Source organism: Burkholderia sp. Ax-1724, from assembly GCF_011752995.1.
Lineage (GTDB): Bacteria > Pseudomonadota > Gammaproteobacteria > Burkholderiales > Burkholderiaceae > Paraburkholderia.
The window spans coordinates 99,081-116,545 of sequence record NZ_VWWL01000021.1; the positions used below are offsets into that span (position 1 = coordinate 99,081).

Consider the following 17,465-nt stretch of genomic DNA (forward strand, 5'->3'; position numbering starts at 1 on the left):
CAACATGGTTTCCTACGAACCCCTGGACCACCCGGTGCATAACTGGTCGGTCAGAAAGCCCATCGCCGAATCTTCGCGCGGCGTGGTCGTCTCCCAGTCGTACGATGCTTCCGCCGTCGGCGCGGCGGTGCTCGAAGCAGGCGGCAACGCCGTCGACGCGGCCGTGGCGGTCGCCTTCGCGCTCGCCGTCGTCGAGCCCTGGAACTCCGGGCTCGGCGGCATCGGCTTCGCCCTTTACCAGGGCCATGACGAGAAGGCCGCGACCTCGATCCACTTCGGCCCCGTGGCGCCGCAGAAACTGCGCCCGGAGCTGTTTCCGCTGACCGGCAAGCCTGCCACGGACATGTTTCCGTGGCCGCAGGTGCAAGACGACGCAAACTCCCATGGGCCGCTGTCGTTCTGCCTGCCGACGGCCGTGGCCGGCTACGGCACGATGCTCGAACGATGGGGCACGATGCCGCTGTCGGAAGTGATTCAACCCGCGATTGCCCTCGCGAAACGCGGCCTCGCCTCGGACTGGTTCACCACCCTGATGCTCGCGCAGGCCGCGCCGATCATGCGCCGCTATGCCGAGACTTCGCGGATCTTTCTGCGCGATGGCCTGCCGCCCGTGCCGCCGTACCAGGGCACGCCCGGGTTCCTGCCGTTGGGCCGCCTTGCGGACACGCTGCAGCAGATCGCCCAGCAGGGATGGCGCGATTTCTATCGCGGCGACCTGGCGAAAACCATCGTCGACGATATCGCCGGCATGGGCGGCCTGATCGGGCGCGACGAACTGGAAGCCTATGCGGTCGAAACGTCCGGCGCCTTGTCGGTGCCATGGGGGGAATCGACGATACAGCTTTCGTCGGGCCTCAACGCCGGCCCGACGCTCGCGGACGCGCTCGCCGCCTTGCAGCCGCCATCGAGCCGCGGCAGCGAAACCCGGCCTTCCGCGCAGTGGTACGCCGGCATGGCCCAGGCGCTCAAGTCGGCGTACCGCAAGCGCCTGCACGAGGACAGCGATCCGCATTCGCCCAAGGGCTGCACCACCCACATCAACGTCTGCGATGCAAACGGTTCGATGGTCGCCTTGACGACGACGCTGCTGTCGTCGATGGGCAGTCGCGTCGTGCTGCCCTCGACCGGATTCGTGATGAACAACGGGGTGATGTGGTTCGACCCGCGGCCGGGCACATCGAACAGCATCGCGGGTGGCAAGAAGGCGCTTTCGAACATGTGTCCTGCCATCATCGCCCGCGACGGCCGCCCGGTTGTCGTCGGCGGAGCGGCCGGCGGCCGGCGGATCATGGCCGCGATCGCACAGCTCCTGCTGTTCGTGCACGACTTCGATATGGACGTGGGCGATGCCGGGCACTGGCCGAGGATCGACGTATCGGGACCGGAGCGCCTGAGCGCGGACCGCAGGCTCTCCGCAGACGTGCTGGATACGCTGCGCCAGCTCGGAGAATGCGAGGTCGTGGACCACAACGTCCTGCCCATCAACTTCGCCCGCCCGAGCATTATCGAGCGCTTCGACGGCGTGACCGCCCGAGGCGTGAGCGATGCGTTTTCGCCGTGGTCGGCGGCGCTGAGTCCACGTTGAATTCGTGTTGAATCTGCGCTGAGTCTTTGGCGTCACCCTGCCTTGCTGAGGTGGCTTGCGTTCGCTACGGCTGCGCAAGCCACCCTCTCGTGGCACCGCCGCGATAACGAGGTTCGCTGAACGTCGATCGCAAGCAGCACACCGTATTTCAATGTTATCCAAACAACAGATTATTATTTAGCATAACAAAACATGAAGAAGATCGGACTTGCATGGTCGAAAGCCCTGATAGCCACGGCGGGTGCGCTAATGGTTCCGCTATCGGCCCACGCCCAAAGCGGCGTCACGCTCTATGGCATCGTCGACGCCGGCGTCGAATATCTGACCAACGCGAACAAGACTTCACATTCGCTGGTGCAACTGCAGGACGGCAATATCCAGGAATCGCGCTGGGGAATCCGGGCGCGCGAAGATCTCGGTAATGGCTGGCAAGCTTCCGTCTGGCTGGAATCGGGCTTCGACGAAACCAAGGGCACCCTGGGACAGGGTAACCGCCTGTTCGGCCGGCAAGCTGCGCTCGGCCTGAGCGGGCACGACAACGAACTCTGGCTCGGTCGCGTATACAACCCCATCTACGACGTGCTCAACGGCTACGATCCCACCACGTACGCCCAATATTCGCTGGCGACGCTGGACCCCGGGCTCGTGAGTCGTGGAGACCAGTCCATCCGCTACACGCGCACGCTCGGCGACTTCAGGCTCACCGGCTTCTACAGCATGGGGTACGACAGCATCGGCACGCCGATTGGCGGCACCGCCGGCGGCGCGTCGACAGCGAAAGACCTTGCGTTCACGGCCCAGTACAAAGGTCCGGTCTTCAGCGGCGTCCTCGCCTACGACAATCTGCACGGGCCGTTGTCCAGCACCGGCTCGGGGCTGGGCACGCTCTCGGCTGGCCTCACGCCCGCCACGTCCGTCCCGGGAGACCGCGCGAGGCGCTACGTGGCCGCCGCAAGCGTCAACGTCGACAAATGGGTATTCATGGCGGGGTATCGGCTTCTGAAGACGGAGTTCCTGGCAAACTCCATCAACTCCAATCTTTATTGGGGAGGCGCGCGCGTGAAGGTCACGCCCGCACTCACGCTAATTGGCAGCCTTTATCACGTCGACGTCCCGGGAAAAGACGTGAAGGCAACGAATACTGTTTTTTCGGCGATGTACGCCCTGTCGAAGAATACTTACCTGTATTCGAATGCGAGCTATATGTTCAATTCGAAGAACAGCACGGCGGGTGTCGATGTCGGCGGCATGACGCTGGCAGGAAAGAACCAGTTGGGCATTCAGGCCGGCATTTTCCAGCGCTTCTGATTCGACGGATCACGTCGTGAATCCGGGCCATGGAACTTTCGATGTCGCTCCGCATCCTGAAGCGCCGTCCTCTCGTACCAGCCCGGTTCAATCAACGGTAGTCGTGAACTTTCTCCGACCTCAAAGGCGGTTTCTCTCTCCTGTTCTCAACGCTTGCGAAGCCCACAGCCGGGACGCATGCATAGGCGTCGATCACGCATCCCGGAAGTCGGCGGCGCCTGAAACAGGTGGCAAGTATTCGCATCGCCGCTGCACGCGACGTTCTCGTGCCGGCTTTTGATAGGGTCCAGGATACGCTTCTCGCATCCCGCGATGACGCGCCGCACTTTGTCGATGCGGCCGGGGTGACGAGGCCACCGCCATGCATCCCCGTCAATCTCATCGCGCAGTCTTTGCAGTACGGTCTTCGCACGAGTCTCGCGCTCTGCTGTCATAACAAGCTCCGTTCTTTATTGGTGATTTATGTGGGAAAAGAGATTGTTCCACAGCCTTACGCGGTGATCCATACAGACGCGAGTCAATGAACCTGATTGCGAGGCAACGACTCCAAGAACACGCTCATCCATCAATACAAATCGACCGACGAAGGAGAGTCGGACATCAGCCGCGCACACCGAACACCGCAAGCAGCGTCTCCCCCGCCGCCGCCTCGATTGCCGCAACGGGATCGTGAGGATGCGCCAGCAGACACGTGCGCGTGCTGCCGGCCGCCAGTACGCCCCAGACATAGGCATCGACCCAGTCGGTCCGCAGGCCCAGCTTGCCGAGCATGACGAACGAGCCGATCCCCCGTAGCTGCCGGATCTCGGCGGCAATGGGCGCGAGCGCGGCGTCACGTGCCGCCGCGCGTAGCAGCGCATTGAGCGCCGCGAGCGACTCGAGCCCGTCCCCTTTCTGCAGCAGCACGTTGGCCTCGACGAACTCGTCTGCCGCACGACGCTCCAGCGCGTCGACCCGCGCGCGCATGCGCTGGCACAGCGCATCGAAGGCCGCATAGATCAGATCGTTCCTGGTCCGAAAAAAGTAGGTGACCGAAGCAAGCGACACGCCGGCCAGCGTCGCGACCTCGCGTTGCGTGAGGCGGTCCGCGCCCTGCTTCGCTATCGTCGTCATGGCGGCGTCGAGAATCGCCTGTGTGGTCCTGCTCGCGCGCGCCGACCCCGTCACCGTGCGCGCCTCGTCGAGCGCGGCCCTTTCGCGATCCGCCATGGCGGGCTTGCGGCGCTCGACGAGCGCGACCGGCTGCCTGCCGAGGCGCTGCTGGAGTCGCACGGCCGGCGCCGCTATCCACGCGGCACAAGCCACGGCCTCGGTTTCGCCAATCAGAAGACCGGTAAGCCCGAGTGCGAAGTCTGCCCATACGCGCGCCGCGGCCTCGCTCGCCCCGAAGCGGCTCGCGAATTCGAACCAGAATCGCGCCTCGATATGCGCTTCGCCGAGCGCGGCTTCACGCAGGCCGGGCTCGCGGCCCGAATTGCTCTCGTGCTCCAGTTCGAGCAATAACAGGTTCGCCGCGCGCTCACGCTCCAGCCGCGCCTGCAGCACGGCGGCAAACACATAAGGCCAGTCTGCCCAGTCCGGCACCATGGCATATCCGCACTCCAGCGCAGCCTCACGCGCCCTGGCCGAGCGCTCGGCGGCCTCGCCATGGAGCGCCAGCAGCAGCTTGTCCCGGCTGCCGAAGTGATAGTTGATCGCGGAGGCGCTACCGCCCGTCTGCAACGCAAGCGCGCGGGCACTCAAGGCGGCGAGCCCCTGCTCGCATGCCAGATCGAACGCGGCCTGCTTGAGGCGCTCCGCGCTCGGGCCTGCTGAGGTTTCGATGCTCAACGGCACCTCCCGCGGGCAGTTCGGCCATTCAGCCCAAAACTGTACAACTGTTTCATATTTCTTCCTGTCTCTCGTGTTGATCTGGCCGCTTCGCACGCCCTGATCGCAGCTCGAAGCCGAGATTGTAGCCGATCAACATCTTGTAAACCTCACGTCATATTCCTCATTTTTCTTGGCGATGAAGGCTACGTCCGGAGCTGCGTGAGCCGTGCGATGTCACAGCGCCGCCTTAATAGCCAGATACTGTACAAGTGTTCTAGTTGATTCGTGAAGCATGACAGACACGCTTCGACTCCGACGCTTTACGTCCGCTCTCATGGAGTTTCTATGCAGTCATCCAAGGCCACGCCGGGCCATCGCTTCAGCATCGCGGTCATCCCCGACACACAAAACTACACGAGTCATACCCAGCAGCGCGAGGCGGGTTTCCCGTTCAACTCCCGCGAAATTCTCTGGGACATGATGCACTACATCGCGCGCAACGCCGTGAAGAACGGCGGCGAAATCGCCTTCGCTACCGGGCTCGGCGATATGTGGCAGCATCCGGTGAGCAACGCGCTCGACCGCGAGCACGCTGCGCGCGGCGACAAGGCCGTCGCCAATCCCATCATCGACTCGCTGATTCCACCTTCGCCCGAGAAAGTGGTCGAGGTCGAGATTCCCGCGGCGAAGGCCGCCTACGAGATCATCGCGGGCACGCTGCCGTTCTCGGTCGTGCCCGGCAATCACGACCACGATCATCTCTGGACCGACGCCAACCATCCGCCCAGCGCGCGCGAGCTCGTGCCCGGCGATTACAGCGGCATCGGCGGCCTGCATTGCGGCGAGCTGGTGAACTGGACGCGCAACTTCGGCGCCGGCACACCCTTCTTCAAGGGTCAGCCGTGGTATGTGGCATCGCTGCGCGGCGGCGCGAACAGCGCGCAGATTTTCAACGGCGGCGGCTATCGCTTCCTGCATCTCGGCATGGAGATGTCGCCGGACAGCGAGGTGATCGAATGGGCCGAATCGGTGCTCGCCGCGTTTCCTGGCCTGCCGACGATCGTTTCCATTCACGAGTTCCTCAACAGCAACGGCCGCCGCGAATCGATCGAATGTCTCGATCTTTCGCGTCTCGATCCGCAGCGCCATGACCCCGAGCGCCTGTGGGAGCGCTTCGTTTCGCGGCACGACCCGATTCTCGCGGTGCTCAACGGCCACTTTCACGGCGTGCAGCATCGCATCGACAAGAACCGGCACGGCCACGACGTCTATCAGTTCCTCACCAACTATCAAAGCCGCAAGCAGTCGCTGCGCATGACCTCGCCCGATACGCGCGTGATCGACGGCATCGGCGACGGCTGGCTGCGCCTCATGGAATTCGATCTCGATGCACAACGCCCGCAGTTGCGTCTGCGTGCCTGGTCCACCTACTTCAAGACCTATTCCTCGCAATTGCCCGAATACGGCGCGTGGTATCGCGCGGAACACCCGGAACTGAGCGAAGCGCAAATCGCCGCGCTCGACGACTTCACGATCGAGCTCGGCGACTTCCACGAGCGTTTTAGCGGCGCGCGCATCGACGGCGACGTCGATACGCCGGCCGGCACACATCCGACCTGATCGACGGTTAACCAAGGACTTCGCCATGGAAACCACCACGCCGATCGCACCGCCGCGCGCGGGCGTCTCACCCGCGCACGCCCGCCACCACGCCGCACCGCCGCGGCGCGCCACTGCGCTTTACATTCTCGTGTTGCTCGCACTGGTTTCACTGCTCGGCTATTACGATCGCTTCCTGATCGCAATCGTCACGCAGGCCATCAAGTCGGACATGCACGTGAGCGACGCCCGCATCAGCCTGCTTTCGGGACTCGGCTTCGCCGCCGTGTACTCGCTGCTCGCGGTGCCGATCGCGCGCCTGTCGGACGGCGGCCGGCGCGTGCGCGTGCTGAGCCTTTCGCTGACCGTCTGGTCGGCGATGACCGCGCTGTGCGGCGTCGCGCCCAGCTTTGGCGTGCTGCTGTTGGCGCGGCTCGGTGTAGGCGTCGGCGAGGCCGGCGGCAATCCGACGATTCATGCGCTCGTCTCGGACACGTTCGAGCGGCGCTGGCGCGGCACGGCGCTATCGGTCGTGGTGGTGGTGGGCGGTTGCGGCTATATGGCGGCAAGCTTCATCGGCGGCTGGATCGTCGATCACTGGGGCTGGCGCATGGCCTTCATTGCCGGCGCGGCGCCCGGTCCGCTGCTCGCGCTGCTGCTCTGGCTCACCGTCAAGGAGCCGCACGCCGCCGCACCGCGCGTGCAGGAAAGCCTCTGGCGCGCAACCCGCGTGCTGCTCGCGCGCCGTGCGTTCCTGCTCCTTTGCCTGGGCGTAGCGGTGTGCTCGGTGGGCTCATTCGCAGTACTGAGCTGGGTGCCGGCGTTTCTCATGCGCCACTACCATCTCACGGCCGCGCGCGTGGGCGCCACCTACGGGCTGACGATGGGCCTTGCGACTATCGCCGCGCTGCTGTTCGGCGGCGTGCTCGTCGACCTGCTCGCACGCCGCGACATGCGCTGGAGCCTGCGCCTGCCCGCGCTGTCGTTCGCGCTCGCCTCGCCGCTCACGCTCGCGTTCCTGTACACCGATAGCCTGGACATCGCGCTCGCCATCTCGCTGCCCATGACGTTCTTCGCCGGTCTCTCGACGAGCCCTTCCTACGCGCTGATCCAGTCCCTCGCGGGCAGCCGCTATCGGGCAACGGCCTCGGCGTTGTTCCTGCTCTTCACTTACCTGATCGGCATGGGCATCGGTCCCTCGCTTGCGGGCGTGCTCAGCGACTTCTTTGCCGCGAGTGCCGGCCCCGATGCCTTGCGTCACGCACTTGCCGTCGTTTCGCTCACCTATATTGCCGGGGCGCTGCTGATCGCGAGCGGATCGCGCACGCTGCTGCGCGAACTCGCGATGGCGGAGCACGACTGATCCGCGCCCGCCGCGCGATTGCCGCGCCCTTGCCCACATCACGACAACAGAACCCCAGCACGACAGCTAACCGCTTCGCACGCCCCCTTCCACTACGCTATTTCGCCGCTCCGACCATGAACGCTCACTGCCGCTCCTTACGACAGACTCGCCAGAGCCTGCCCGCGCGTCGAAGACGCCGCTTTCTCCCGCACCGTCCCGCCATGAGCGCGATGCTGCTCTCGGGTGCCTTCACGTTGCTGTGCAACGCCGAAAGTGCCTGGTCCGACACGCTCAATTCCGCGCAGGCCGACCCGGCCGTCGACGCCGCTCGCGCCGCCGCGCTCACGACGCCGCCCGCCTCCGCTCTGGCGCCCGGCAGCGAATTCGCGTCGCTGCAGCCGAAAGGCTTCAACCTCGCGCTGCCCGGCCCCGCCGACACGGTCGACCCCGAGGCTTTCGGCATGCGCCGCGCGCTGGCCGACGCCGGTATCGGCTTTATCGGCATGAATCTGTTCAACATGGCGTACAACACGCTGCAAGGCTCGGCGCGCAGCAATAACGGCACACAGCAGTACAACGGCCAAACCTTTTCGTACACCAACAGTTTTATCGCCGGCGTGACGTATGATCTCTCGCGCTTCGGCATTCCGGACGGCCAGTTCTACGTCGCGGGTATCAACACGACGGTTTCCTGGGCGCCGCTCGGCCCCAACAAGACCAGTCTCTCGCAGATGACCTACTACCAGACGCTATTCAGCAAGCGCCTGGAACTCAAGCTCGGCTATACGACGAACACGTGGCAATTCGCCAATATCTACGTGGGCGGCAGCCTGGCCTCGAGCGTGTTCGGCCCTTCGGGCAGCATTCCGATTCAGGGCGGCATGTCGAGCAATAGCACGCCCACTCCGGGGATCAACCTCAAGTATTGGGTGACCGACAAGTGGTACCTGCAGGGTGCGGTACAGCGCTCCGTCAATCCCGACGGCCTGCAGGCCGAGACCCAATACAATCCCACGGGCTTCGACTGGTCCACGCCGAACTCGGGCGCCCTCTATCTCGGCGAAGCGGGCTATCAGCGCGCGCCGGCGGCAGACCGGCCGATGACGTGGATGCGCGTCGGCGGCGCGTACAACACGAGCAACTTCAAGAGCTACGAGCATCCCGGCACGCGCGTCGACCATAACGGCTATCTCTACTTCGTCGGCGATCGTCAGCTGTGGCAGACGCATCCTTCGGGCGCACCGGGGCGCGGACTCTATGCGGGAGCCTCGGTCATGTATGCGCCTCCTTACGCGAATGCCGTTTCGCAGTACTATGAATTACGGCTGTACGCCAAAGGGATATTCGAGAGCCGGCCTTACGATCTGATCTCGCTTGTCGCGACCGATAGCGTGTGGGGCAGCGACGCGATCCGCGTTTCGCAGGCGGCCGGCAATCTCGTGCATCGAGACAGCAAGGCGATTACGCTTTCCTGGAGCGCGCGGCTCGTGCGCGGCGTTTACGGCAGTCTCGGCGTCGGATACGTCAACCATCCGACCAGCATTGCCTATAAGCCGGAAACGGGCTCGGCACTCAATCTGCTCGGCAATCTGAATATTTTCTTCTAAGGAATCGACAGGGCAGCGACTCTCGTTGTTAGTCGATCTTGAGTCGCTGCAATTTCCGCCGTCACGCCGCCGCACCAATCGTCATGCCGCAGAGCGGCGATCGGACAGCGAACCGCTCCAGGCAATCGAAGTTTTTCCGCCCAACCCGGCCTCTGTCGGCTAGCGCATTTTCGGTAACGTTCTGCTTTTCTTACTGTCCCTTCACCGAGGCCCGGAACGGCTGAAAGGCCTTCCACATTTCCTTCGAAAAAATTTCCGGTTCCTCGAACGCCGCGAAGTGGCCACCGGCGTCTACCCGGTTCCAGTAAAAAATTTCGCTCCAGGATTGTTCCGCCCACGCCCGAGGTGGATTGAAAGTCTCGGAAGGAAACAGGCTGGCGCCCATGGGGATTTCGATTTTTCCGCCGCCGGACCGGCTCGGCGAGAAGAACTCGTGGCTGCGAATGGTTTCTCCAACGCCTTCCCAATACAACCGCGATGCAGATGTTCCTGTACCGGTGTACCAATAGAGCGAAATGTCATCCAGCATTTGATCGCGAGTCAAAGCGTCCTCGGGTTTTCCGAAGTTGTCCGTCCAATCCCAGAACTTCTCATAGATCCACATGGCAAGTGCCAGCGGCGAATCATTGAGTGCGTAGCCAATGGTTTGCGGGCGAGTGTTCATCTGATCGGCGTAACCCGTGCCCCGGGTGACGAAGTATTCGATGCCGGCCAGTGCTTTCATCTCTTCCTTCGTTGGATTTGACGGGAGTTCTGCGGGAACGACCATGGGAAGATTCACATGGGCTGCGAGAAGGCCTTGAGGCCTCTGGCTGGCAAGCGCCGTCGTGATGGCGGAGCCCCAATCCCCACCTTGGGCCACCCAGCCTCGGTAACCCAGACGCTCTGTCATCAGTACAGCCCAGGCACGCGCTATACGGCTCGGGTTCCAACCCAGATCACGAGGTATGTCCGAAAGACCATAACCGGGAATGGCCGGGACAACGACGTGAAAAGCATCTTCCTCCCTCCCCCCAAACCGGGTCGGGTCGGTCAGGCGCTCGATGACATCGAGAAATTCGGCTACGGACCCCGGCCAGCCATGCGTCATGATGATAGGTAAGGCGTTCTCATGCGCCGATCGCGCGTGAATGAAGTAGATGCCAACCCCATCGATCCGGGTGCGGAATTGCGGAAAACTATTCAGGCGCGCCTCAAATCGGTGCCAGTCATAACTTTGCTTCCAATACGCGATCAAGTCCTGGGCCGCGGCTAAAGGCACGCCCTGAGACCAGTCGGCTACCAACTCGCGGTCCGGCCAGCGAATCAGGTCGAGGCGGTTTTTTAGATCGTCAATCGCCGCCTGAGGCACATCGAGTTCGAACGGGGTAACGCGCTCGGTCGCCGGCGGCAATACGAGTGTTTGCGCAGGCACGGGCATCGAAGAGTTCATAGGGGTTCCTGGTGGGCGCTGCCCGCGCTCGATACAGCTCGACAGCGAAGTTAGGCGGCACTATATTGTAACGATCGCTACAATATAGTGCGCTAAATTCGTGCCGTCAACGAAATTGTAGCGGTCGTTACAATTAAGGAAAATCGGACTATGGCTCGGAAAATTGCATTCGACTACGAAGAGGCCCTTGACGCCGCCCTCGCACTATTCTGGCAACGCGGCTATGCCCAGACCGGATTGCGTGACTTACTGAAGGTCATGCGCATTGGAGAAGGGTCTTTTTACAATAGCCACAAAAGCAAGAAGCAGTTGTACTTTGCTTGCATTGAACGCTACGAAAAGCAGATCGTTGCCAGGCGCATGGAAGCTCTCGCGAACGCGCCGACAGCGCTCGAAGGAGTCCAGGCATTTTTTGCAGTAGTCCTTGACTGTCTGGACGATTCCGCAACCCCATCGAAGTTGTGCATGCTGGCCGCCATGGAAGCTCCGGAGGTATTGGACGATCCCGACTTGCGCAAGCGCGCGGAGCGGAGCCTCACGGAACTGCAATCGGCAGTGGCTACCCGGTTGCGCGAAGACAAGGAAAAGGGGCTATTGCAGCCGTCGCTGGCCCCCATGATGGTCGCCTCCATCATCGTCACCTTCCTGCAAGGTCTCTGGCGCGTGGCGATGGTTTCTTACGATCGCGCAAACATCGAGCAACAACTCGACGTGCTTCTCCATGGTATTGGCGTAAGTAATCAGATCTGCTGATCGTATTCCACGCCGAAGCCTTCCGGTCGGATAGTGCACGTGAGTCTCGCGCCTCGCTCTGCCAAAGAATTGGGAACGGGGCGGACGCGATAGAATCGTGCGACCTGTCACGTCAGTCCGGGGGAAACGATGGAACACCGCAAGCCCTTGCCTTCTCCTCCAATGGCCGTCCTGGCCGCCGGGGTCCGTTCGCTGCTCGTGGCCACGCTCGCGGCAGCTTCCCTGCTATGCGCCCGCACGGCGTCTGCCGCCGAATTGATCCAGATCCCGAGCCGGCCGGACGTCACGCAAGGCATCTGGCTCGATGCGCCATCGAGCACCCCGCCCTGGATCGTGATCCTGTTCGCCGGCGACAACGGCAACGTCGGGCTGGCCAGTAGCGGCCCGATGCGAATGGCGGGCAATTTCGTCCTCCGGACTGCCTCGTACTGGACCGGCCTCGGCGACGCCGCGGTGATCTTCGACACGCCTTCGGATCATCCGGATGGCATGGACGACCCCTTCCGCCTGAGCGACCCGGCCCGCCAGGACGTCGCAGCCGCGATCTCGGTACTGCGGCAGCGCTACCCGCAAGCGAAGATCGCACTGGTCGGCACGAGCCGCGGCACGATTACGGTCGGCAATCTGCTCAAGCGCAGCCCTGATATCGCCGACGCGTTCGTCCTCACCTCGCCCGTCACGGTGGCAAGAGGTTCGCAAGCCGGGCTATCGGGGCTCGCGTGGCCGGAAAATCATGCGCGCGTGCTGGTCGTCTCCAATGAAAACGACGGCTGCATGGTTTCCCCATTCGGCAATGCACGGAGTCTCGCGTCCGGCAATGGCTTCGCCTTCATCGCCGTCTCCAGTTCGGCGGGAGGCGGCAGCAAGCGAGCCGAATGCGGCGCCCACGCGCCTCACGGCTTTCTTGGGATCGAGCAGCAAGTTCTGGACGACATCAGCGGCTGGCTGCAGCACTGATCGTTCGATCACTCCGAACCCGTGAGCGGCCGATAAGCGACCGCCTTGATCTCGACTCTCAGATGCGGGTGCGGCAACTGGTGGACCGCAACCGTCGTGCGGGCAGGCCCGGAAAAGTCGAAGTACTCCGCGTAGACCTCGTTGTAGCCCTTGAAGTCCCCCATATCGACCAGATAAGTGCAGACTTCGACCACGTCCTCAAGGCCCGCCTTTTCGCTCTCGAGAATTGACCGGATGTTCTCGATAACCGCCCGCGTTTGCTCGCGAATGTCCATTGTGAGAACGCCTGGCTCGTCCGAACTCGCGCCCGCAACACTGTTGTCGGCCCGGCGCGAACTCGTGCCGGAGACGAATAGAAAATCACCCGCGCGTTTGATATGCGGATACTTCCCTCTGGGAGTCGCACGCCCCGGCACAACGGTTGCCGTCGTTGCCTGGTTCCGGAAGTCCTTCACTTGCTCACCTCCTGTTGAAGGAACATGGCACTCACTGCTCTACGCTTACACATACGTTGGTCAGCTCCGAATAGAAATTGAGTGAATGCAAACCGCCCTCGCGCCCGACGCCGGAAAGGCCGTTTCCACCAAATGGCGAGCGCAAGTCTCTCAGGAACCAGGTATTGACCCACGCGGTCCCGACATTCATCGACTCCGCCACGCGATGAGCGCGATGTACATTGGAAGTCCAGATCGTGGCCGCAAGACCGTATTCGGTGTCGTTAGCACGATCGACCACCTCCGTCTCGCTGTCGAAGGGAGAGATATGGCAGATGGGGCCAAAAATCTCCTCCTTGATGCACCGGGCACTGTCTTGCAGTCCTGAGATAAGCGTGGGTTGTACCCAGAAACCCGCATCGAGTTCGCCACCCAATTGGGGAATGCTGCCGCCGGCATGGAAAATCGCCCCCTCTTCGCGAGCGAGCTGGTAGTACGACAGCACCTTGTCGCGATGGGCCGCAGAGATGAGCGGACCCAGCGTCGTCGAAGAATCCGTCGATGTTCCGAGCTTGAGAGCCGAGACGCGCTCAACCATGGTTGCGACGAATCGTTCGTAGATTGGTCGCTCGACAAAGATGCGTTCCGAGCACAGACATACCTGGCCGCTGTTCAAAAAGATGGCACGCATCATGCCCTCGACGGTCTTATCGAAATCGCAGTCGGCGAATACGATAGCCGCGTTTTTTCCTCCAAGCTCGAACGAGACGGGCTTCACATGCTTCGCCGCTGCATGCATGATTGCGGTTCCCGTCGCGGACTCGCCGGTAAATGTAATGGCGTTGATCTTCGGGTGCGTGGTAATGAATTCGCCCGCCGATCCCGGTCCCTTTCCATGCACGAGATTGAATACGCCGGGCGGCAAGCCCACCTTATGCATCACCTCGGCCAGCAACGTGGCTGTGCCCGGTGTTTCTTCAGAGGGTTTCGCAACCACGGCATTTCCGCATGCAAGAGCCGGAGCCACTTTCCAGGTCAACAGAAGCAACGGTAAATTCCATGGCGAAATGACTCCCACGACCCCGAGTGGCTTGCGCACGGTGTAGTTCAACGCATGATTGCGGTCCGATAATTCGGTTCTATACGACTCGAGCGGAGCCGTCTTCAGAATGTCGGCAAACATCCTGAAATTCGCCGCGCCTCTGGGAATATCCACATTTGAAGCAAGAGACACCGGCTTGCCGGTATCACTCATTTCGGCTTCGAGAAAGTCGTCGAAGCGGCGTTCGATCTCGTCAGCAATCCCGTACAGCATGGCCGCGCGCGTCGCAACCTTCAGCCTGCCCCATCCTCCCCGCACCGCACGATGTCCCGCGTCGACCGCGAAATCCACGAGTTCCCGGTCAGCTTCATGTACCTCGCCAATGATCCTTCCGTTAGCCGGATTGTGATTCGGGAAACGGCTGTTGCTTTCGATAAACTCCCCGTTTACAAAATTTCTGAAATGCTTCACAGCTTCTCCTCGAAACGATCACCGTGTTGAGCCGATGGCAATACGATCAGTATGACCAGGTAAAGATGCCACCGATGTGGTATCTCAAGGTCAGATCACGAATTCCACGATGGTACCGCCGCTGCCATACAGCGGCGAATACTCATGAATCCTGGCGCTGGAAAACCGCCCATCCAGCGCCCCCAGGATCCAGAAGAAGTGCTTGAATCCCATGTCGACCCGGGCCTCCGACGCATACTGGGGAATGGCCGAGCGAAGCTCGTCAACGGCTCCGGCCTCGATCAACTGCAAAATGCGACGGTTCCACCGATCATCGCCTTCTGAAATGATGTGATCGGCACTCGGATCAATCGGCTCGCGAAACATCGAATACGACAGTCCACCGATCCCCACGACGGCGACTTTCTTGCCAGCCGCATCTGCCGCGCGGGATGCAATCCGTCCGAGTGCCTCCGTTTGCCGCGGGCTGTGGTACAGGTTGTTGGCAGCAATGACAACCGGCAGATCCGGTGTCCCGAACCCCATCAGGGTTGCGGCGGTAATGGTGCCGGTATCGATCGGAAAACCGTCGTAATCGACGCCTTTTGCATGAACACCGCCTTGCCTGCAACCCTGGACACACGCTTCAGCAAGTTCCACGTCACTCGATATGTCGAACGGTAGATCACCGAACTCATGCCAGTTTTCGTCTACGTGCAGTCCCGTGCTTTTGGCCCGGTTGATCCACAACTGGTCAAGCACGGCCATCCATTGGGTCGAATAGACAAGGACAACGTCGGGTTTTGAACCCGCCAGGACCTGACCCGCTTCACGCATTGCCGATGCGAGCCGCCGCCACGGCGGTACATCGCCGCGCAGCTGAGGAAGCGGGCTTCCCGGTACGAGAAATGCCGATACGATGGTCACGGAATACTCCAGCTCATGTTCGTAGCAAAAGCGCACGACATACCGCCGTACACAGTCATGAATGCTGCTCAGGCGTGGAGCGCCGGTTCGAGCGCCGCCAGGCCGGCTTCTTCAAGATGCCACTCCATCACGGCGTTTCCCGTTCCAATGACGGTTCCATATCCATAGAACTTCCCCGCCAGTTCGGGATACCCCATGGCTGAGTGCATCCACGTAAACGCGCCTGACTTGACCTCTGCAAATGCCTCGTCGATGAATTGCGGCAAGAGTGAGAATGTTTCCCGCATCTTGCCCTTGCGCATCAGATCGATCAGACGCATGTCCCATTTATAACTGTCGTAGCGCTCGGGATGCTCCTTGGACATGTCTTCAGGGAGTGCGGGTTCTTCGTGAAAATGTCTGTGCGACAGCGTGTTGCTCGCAAGCAGCACAGCGCGGCGACCGCTCTTTCTGATAGCTTCGCGCGTGGCCTTCCCCAGAATGTCCATCTCCCCGAGTCCCTCGCCGGTATTGAGGTAGTACGGACTGTTATTGGCCGAAATACCGACGACGGGGATATCCCATTGTGGTCGCACCATATGCAACGTCACGATCGTGCCGTAGTCGACTCGAAACGCAGGATTGCGCATCATTTTGGTCACGAGGCCGAGGGCTCGGCCTTCTTCGCAGCAGGCCTCCGCCAATTCCACATCGACTTTGAGCGAAAAGTCGTACCGGAAAATATTTGAAAAGATCGGATCGACCGATCTGCCAGAGAGCTCGGGAACACCAAGAAAATGATGTCCGACCTGCGTAATCCAATGCGGCGAATGCACGAGCAGGACGTCGGGTTTCAGACGCTCGATACTTTCTCGAGCATGATCGTACGCCCAGCGCAATACTTCCCACCCTCCCTCGGAACGCGGCTCATTCTGTGCCGGATTTTCTCCGTAGACGAGATGCGGCGGATGCGGTGCCAACATGCCAGAAAGAATTCGACCTCCGCTCACGATTGCCTCCTTTCAGACAACTAGCTGGAATTCAATTTCGACTGCCGCCCCAAGCGGCAGTCCCGCTACGACGACAAAGCTTCTTGCTGGCAGCGGCTCATTCCTGAAGAACTCGTCCCATGCATCATTCACGGCTGCGGCACTCTCGTGGCCGGCGCAGTATACCCGCGCGAACACGAGGGTTCTAAGTGACCACTTCTCCGCCTCGCAAAGTGCGAGCAAGTTGTGCAACACCTGCCGGGTCTCCTCCGCCGCACCACCCGTTGCCAATTCGCCCGTCATCCGGTCGAGTCCAATCAGTCCGGACACGAACACTAGAGAACCTACCCGGACAACCGGTGTATAGCGAAACCTCGGAGCCGGCAATGCCGAAGGTCTCATAAGTCGACGCACCTCGTTCCTCCATCCGCTGCCGGATATTCCGGCATAAACACATTCAAATAGTACGTACACGTCATTTATAAGCAAGTCAATTCGCTCTATGGCAATTCAAAGTCTAAGTAGCACAACTTGCACTGTCAAACTAAAAATAGCCAAAATTATTGGGATTAACCCGAATTCACTCCGAGATCATGCCTGGTTAAGACTGGTCAAGCCAACACCTTGATAGTCTGCCGGCATCAATCGCATTGTCTCTATACGTATAATATGTCGGCAACCGACTGTAGCCATCTGCCCGTTATGCGCCTTCACGGACACCGGCGAGCGACCTGTTATTCGACTCTGGAACCCACGATATGCATAAAAAAAAGAACTACCCTGAATTGTCCCCAGTCACCACGAAGATTCTGGACGCTTTCCGGCTGGATCAAGTGACGTCGCATCTCTTGCGTCGTGCTCACTTCAAAGCGGAAGAGTTGTTTGCCTCGGAATTCCACGATGAATCGGTCACGCCGCGACAGAAAGCTGCCCTGATCGCCCTCTATCAACATCCCGGAATGAGTCAAAACCTGCTCGCGGAACAGCTTTTTATGGACCGCAATACCGTCGCCGAGATGGTAAAGCGGCTGTGCGCCAACCGTCTTATCGAACGAACCCCGGCCGCAACCGATGCCCGGGCGTATGAATTATTTCTCGCCCCTGCCGGCGCGGCGCTGCTTGATCGAATGATGACGCGTGACTCAAGCGTCGAAAAGAAACTTCTCGAACGCCTGCCGCAGGAATACCGCCCGCTGTTCCTGAAATGTCTGCGCCTGATCGTGCAGGAAAGCGATTGACTTCGTCG

15 protein-coding genes and 1 tRNA gene are annotated in these 17,465 nt (G+C 61.2%); 8 read left to right on the forward strand and 8 right to left on the reverse strand.

Features of this window, described 5'->3' with window-relative positions; all coding sequences use genetic code 11:
- Positions 1–4 precede the first annotated feature (4 nt).
- Both F3J19_RS24005 and F3J19_RS24010 read left to right on the forward strand, forming a co-directional pair.
- The gene (locus F3J19_RS24005; protein ID WP_167047045.1) at positions 5–1,585 is read left to right on the forward strand and encodes a gamma-glutamyltransferase; all 1,581 of its coding nucleotides are present in this window, start codon (positions 5–7) and stop codon (positions 1,583–1,585) included.
- 192 nt (positions 1,586–1,777) lie between these two features.
- Positions 1,778–2,893, forward strand: a complete 1,116-nt coding sequence (locus tag F3J19_RS24010; RefSeq protein WP_167047048.1) for a porin — start codon at positions 1,778–1,780, stop codon at positions 2,891–2,893.
- Between the two features lie 600 nt (positions 2,894–3,493).
- Here the strand turns inward: F3J19_RS24010 and F3J19_RS24015 are convergent.
- Entirely contained in the window at positions 3,494–4,723 is a 1,230-nt protein-coding gene (locus tag F3J19_RS24015; RefSeq protein WP_167047051.1) for a TetR family transcriptional regulator, read from the reverse strand.
- 327 nt (positions 4,724–5,050) lie between these two features.
- Between F3J19_RS24015 and F3J19_RS24020 the strand changes: the two genes are divergently transcribed.
- The 3 genes from F3J19_RS24020 to F3J19_RS24030 all read left to right on the forward strand — a co-directional run bounded on the left by F3J19_RS24020 (position 5,051) and on the right by F3J19_RS24030 (position 9,256).
- Positions 5,051–6,325 (forward strand): serine/threonine protein phosphatase, encoded by a 1,275-nt coding sequence (locus F3J19_RS24020; protein ID WP_167047054.1) that lies wholly within the window; start codon positions 5,051–5,053, stop codon positions 6,323–6,325.
- Positions 6,326–6,350: 25 nt separating this feature from the next.
- Positions 6,351–7,667, forward strand: coding sequence for an MFS transporter (locus F3J19_RS24025; RefSeq protein WP_167047057.1), 1,317 nt, complete (start codon positions 6,351–6,353; stop codon positions 7,665–7,667).
- Between the two features lie 203 nt (positions 7,668–7,870).
- On the forward strand, positions 7,871–9,256 hold the full coding sequence (locus F3J19_RS24030; RefSeq protein WP_167047060.1) for a carbohydrate porin: 1,386 nt from the start codon (positions 7,871–7,873) through the stop codon (positions 9,254–9,256).
- 190 nt (positions 9,257–9,446) lie between these two features.
- Here the strand turns inward: F3J19_RS24030 and F3J19_RS24035 are convergent, their stop codons facing one another.
- Positions 9,447–10,688: an epoxide hydrolase gene (locus F3J19_RS24035; RefSeq protein WP_167047063.1), complete on the reverse strand. Its 1,242-nt coding sequence runs from the start codon at positions 10,686–10,688 to the stop codon at positions 9,447–9,449.
- A 150-nt stretch (positions 10,689–10,838) separates the two neighbouring features.
- Between F3J19_RS24035 and F3J19_RS24040 the strand changes: the two genes are divergently transcribed.
- Both F3J19_RS24040 and F3J19_RS24045 read left to right on the forward strand, forming a co-directional pair.
- A complete protein-coding gene (locus tag F3J19_RS24040; RefSeq protein ID WP_167047066.1) occupies positions 10,839–11,441 on the forward strand; it encodes a TetR/AcrR family transcriptional regulator in 603 nt (200 codons plus the stop codon).
- Between the two features lie 129 nt (positions 11,442–11,570).
- Positions 11,571–12,398 (forward strand): alpha/beta hydrolase, encoded by an 828-nt coding sequence (locus F3J19_RS24045; protein ID WP_167047069.1) that lies wholly within the window; start codon positions 11,571–11,573, stop codon positions 12,396–12,398.
- Between the two features lie 8 nt (positions 12,399–12,406).
- Here F3J19_RS24045 and F3J19_RS24050 read toward each other — a convergent pair whose 3' ends face one another.
- The 6 genes from F3J19_RS24050 to F3J19_RS24075 all read right to left on the reverse strand — a co-directional run bounded on the left by F3J19_RS24050 (position 12,407) and on the right by F3J19_RS24075 (position 16,621).
- The gene (locus F3J19_RS24050; protein ID WP_167047072.1) at positions 12,407–12,853 is read right to left on the reverse strand and encodes a RidA family protein; all 447 of its coding nucleotides are present in this window, start codon (positions 12,851–12,853) and stop codon (positions 12,407–12,409) included.
- 31 nt (positions 12,854–12,884) lie between these two features.
- Entirely contained in the window at positions 12,885–14,345 is a 1,461-nt protein-coding gene (locus F3J19_RS24055; RefSeq protein WP_167047075.1) for a 2-hydroxymuconic semialdehyde dehydrogenase, read from the reverse strand.
- A 90-nt stretch (positions 14,346–14,435) separates the two neighbouring features.
- Positions 14,436–15,161, reverse strand: coding sequence for a tRNA U-34 5-methylaminomethyl-2-thiouridine biosynthesis protein (locus tag F3J19_RS24060; protein WP_240159201.1), 726 nt, complete (start codon positions 15,159–15,161; stop codon positions 14,436–14,438).
- A tRNA-Ala gene (locus F3J19_RS24065) sits at positions 15,113–15,197 on the reverse strand. The genes F3J19_RS24060 and F3J19_RS24065 overlap by 49 nt, the downstream gene beginning before the upstream one ends.
- A gap of 122 nt (positions 15,198–15,319) precedes the next feature.
- Positions 15,320–16,213: a 2-aminophenol 1,6-dioxygenase subunit beta gene (gene cnbCb, locus F3J19_RS24070; protein WP_205193205.1), complete on the reverse strand. Its 894-nt coding sequence runs from the start codon at positions 16,211–16,213 to the stop codon at positions 15,320–15,322.
- 39 nt (positions 16,214–16,252) lie between these two features.
- Positions 16,253–16,621, reverse strand: coding sequence for a RidA family protein (locus F3J19_RS24075; protein WP_167047084.1), 369 nt, complete (start codon positions 16,619–16,621; stop codon positions 16,253–16,255).
- Positions 16,622–16,977: 356 nt separating this feature from the next.
- Here F3J19_RS24075 and F3J19_RS24080 point away from each other — a divergent pair, with 356 nt between their 5' ends.
- Entirely contained in the window at positions 16,978–17,457 is a 480-nt protein-coding gene (locus F3J19_RS24080) for a MarR family winged helix-turn-helix transcriptional regulator (RefSeq protein WP_167047087.1), read from the forward strand.
- Positions 17,458–17,465: the final 8 nt, after the last annotated feature.